Source organism: Aerococcus sp. HMSC23C02, assembly GCF_001806805.1.
Lineage (GTDB): Bacteria > Bacillota > Bacilli > Lactobacillales > Aerococcaceae > Aerococcus > Aerococcus sanguinicola.
In genome coordinates this window covers 1-3216 of the sequence record NZ_KV786046.1, presented here as the reverse complement: position 1 = coordinate 3216, position 3216 = coordinate 1, and the positions used below count along the sequence as shown (strand labels likewise).

At 44.9% G+C, this 3216-nt stretch carries 1 protein-coding gene; it reads right to left on the bottom strand.

All coding sequences use genetic code 11. The features are described 5' to 3' along the window. The coding region (locus HMPREF3090_RS05860; RefSeq protein ID WP_148130130.1) for a Rib/alpha-like domain-containing protein at positions 1–3216 on the bottom strand (3216 nt) is incomplete at both ends.

Sequence of the window (3216 nt, the reverse complement as noted above, 5' to 3'; positions counted from 1 at the left end):
CACGAACTAAGTCAGTACCTGGGATGGTGTCTTTCGAACCGTCTGGGTAGGTGATCGTAGCAGTACCGTCCTTGCCAATTTCAACCTTAGTTGCTGATTGACCTTCCTTAGGCGCTGGGAATTTATCCTTGTTAGCGTCTTCGATAGCCTTCTTAACAGTGTTCTTTTCGTCATCTGTTAAGTTATTCTTATCAGCAACTGGAGTTTTCTCAGCTGGGACAGTTGGGTCAGTAAGATCTGCTTGGGTCTTACCTGAGTTGTTATCGTCGTTACCTTTTTCGTGACCTTCGACTGGAACTTCGAATGTTTGTTTACCTTCTGGTAAGTCTTTGTCTTCAACAGTCACGGTGATTGGCCCATCAACCTTAGTACCAGGTGTTACGGAAACCTTGCCTGTTTCTGGGTCAACAGTTACAGGAACATCTTGGCCGTCTTCATCCTTAGCAGTCACCTTAGTTGGGGTCTTGTCGTCTTTGTTCTTCACAACAAGTCCGGTGTCTTGAGGATCGTTAGTTGGCTTAACAGTCTTAGGCGTACCTTCAACCGTTGTCTTAGGTCTTTCAACAACTAAGTCTGTGCCTGGGATGGTGTCCTTAGAACCGTCTGGGTAGATAATTGTAGCTGTACCGTCTGGGCCAACTTCAACAGTTGTTGGGTTTTGACCTTCTGCAGGAGCAGGGAATTTATCCTTGTTGGCATCTTCGACAGCTTTCTTAACCTTAGCTTTTTCTTCAGGAGTTAAGTTGGTCTTGTCTTCGACTTCAGTCTTAGCTGGCTTAGTTGGGTCAGTTAAGTCTGCTTGGGTCTTACCTGAGTTGTTGTCATCGCGACCTTTTTCGTGGCCTTCGACTGGGACTTCGAATGTTTGTTTACCGTTTGGTAAGTCTTTGTCTTCAACAGTTACAGTGATTGGGCCGTCTACCTTAGTACCAGGTGTTACGGAAACTTTACCTGTTTCTGGGTCAACAGTTACAGGAACATCGTTGCCATCTTCGTCCTTGGCAGTCACCTTAGTTGGGGTCTTGTCATCTTGGTTCTTAACAACAAGTCCGGTGTCTTGAGGATCCTTGGTTGGCTTAACTGGCTTAGGCGTACCTTCAACCGTGGTCTTAGGCCGTTCAACGACTAGGTCCGTACCTGGGATGGTGTCTTTAGAACCATCTGGGTAGGTAATAGTTGCGTTACCCTTGTCATCAACTGTTACAGCTGTTGGTTTTTGACCTTCCTTGGCTGCTGGGAACTTGTCCTTGTTGGCATCCTCAATAGCTTTCTTAACCTTGTCTTTTTCTTCTGGAGTTAAGCTATCTTTGTTTTCAACTTCAGTCTTAGCTGGGACGGTTGGATCAGTAAGATCTGCTTGGGTCTTACCTGAATTGTTGTCATCGCGACCTTTTTCGTGACCTTCAACTGGGACTTCGAATGTTTGTTTACCTTCTGGCAAGTCTTTATCTTCAACTGTTACAGTGATTGGACCGTCAACCTTAGTACCAGGGGTTACGGAAACTTTACCAGTTTCTGGGTCAACAGTTACAGGAACATCATTGCCGTCTTCGTCCTTAGCAGTCACCTTAGTTGGAGTCTTGTCGTCTTGGTTCTTCACAACAAGGCCGGTGTCTTGAGGCTCATCCGTTGCTTTGACTGGCTTAGGTGTACCTTCAACAGTGGTCTTAGGTCTTTCAACAACTAAGTCCGTACCTGGGATGGTGTCCTTAGAACCGTCTGGGTAAGTGATGGTTGCATTACCCTTGTCATCAACTGTTACAGCTGTTGGGTTTTGGCCGTCCTTAGGCGCAGGGAATTTATCCTTATTAGCATCCTCGACAGCTTTCTTAACCTTGTCTTTTTCTTCTGGGGTTAAGCTATCTTTGTTTTCAACTTCAGTCTTAGCTGGGACAGTTGGATTAGTTGTTTCAGCTTGGGTTGGGTTCTCAGAAACTTTAACAGTTACTGGGACTTCATCCTTAGTCCCATCTGGGTAAGTCACGACAACCTTAGCTGGCTTGTCACCAGGAGTCTTAGTATCAACAGGTGTTTCAAATTCGAACTTGGTGCCTTGAGGTAACTTGTCGGCATCCTTGATACCATCTTTGGCGTTTGGTGTTCCACCAACTTTAGTGTTGATATCTTGACCTTGTGGGTTGTTCTTTTCTGCGTCGGTTAAGTCATTGACTTTAACAGTTACAGGAACTTCATCCTTAGTACCGTCTGGGTAAGTTACCACAACAGTAGCTGGTTTGTCACCTGGTGTCTTGGTGTCGACTGGTTCCTTGAAGTCGAACTTGGTGCCTTGAGGTAACTTGTCAGCATCCTTGATACCATCTTTAGCGTTTGGTGTTTCACCAACTTTAGTGTTGATATCTTGGCCTTGTGGATCGTTCTTTTCTGCATCAGTTAAGTCATTGACCTTAACAGTTACAGGAACTTCATCTGTAGATCCGTCTGGGTAAGTTACCACAACAGTAGCTGGTTTGTCACCTGAAGTCTTAGTATCGACTGGTTCCTTGAAGGCAACTTTAGTACCTTGTGGAAGGTCTTTCAGGTTCGCAATAGAATCTTCGGCCTTAGGTGTTTCGCCAACCTTAACAGTTTGGTCCTTAGCTTGTGGTTCGTTCTTTTCTGCGTCAGTCAAGTCTTTGACCTTAACAGTTACAGGAACTTCATCTGTTGATCCGTCTGGGTAGGTGACAACAACGGTTGCTTTTTGGTCACCAGGTGTTGATGTATTAACTGGTTCTTTGTATGCAACTTTAGTACCTTGTGGAAGATCTTTCAAGTTCGCAATAGAATCTTCAGCCTTAGGTGTTTGGCCAACTTTAACAGTTTGGTCCTTAGCTTGTGGATCGTTCTTTTCTGCGTCGGTTAAGTCTTTGACTTTAACAGTTACAGGAACTTCATCTGTTGATCCGTCTGGGTAGGTGACAACAACGGTTGCTTTTTGGTCACCAGGTGTTGATGTATTAACTGGTTCTTTGTATGCAACTTTAGTACCTTGTGGAAGATCTTTCAAGTTCGCAATGGAATCTTCGGCCTTAGGTGTTTCGCCAACTTTAACAGTTTGGTCCTTAGCTTGTGGGTCGTTCTTTTCTGCGTCGGTTAAGTCTTTGACTTGAACTTTGGCAGGAACTTCATCCGTAGTACCGTCTGGGTAGGTTACGACAACTGTTGCTTGTTTTTCACCTGGGGTCTTAGTATCGACTGGTTCCTTGAAGGCAACTT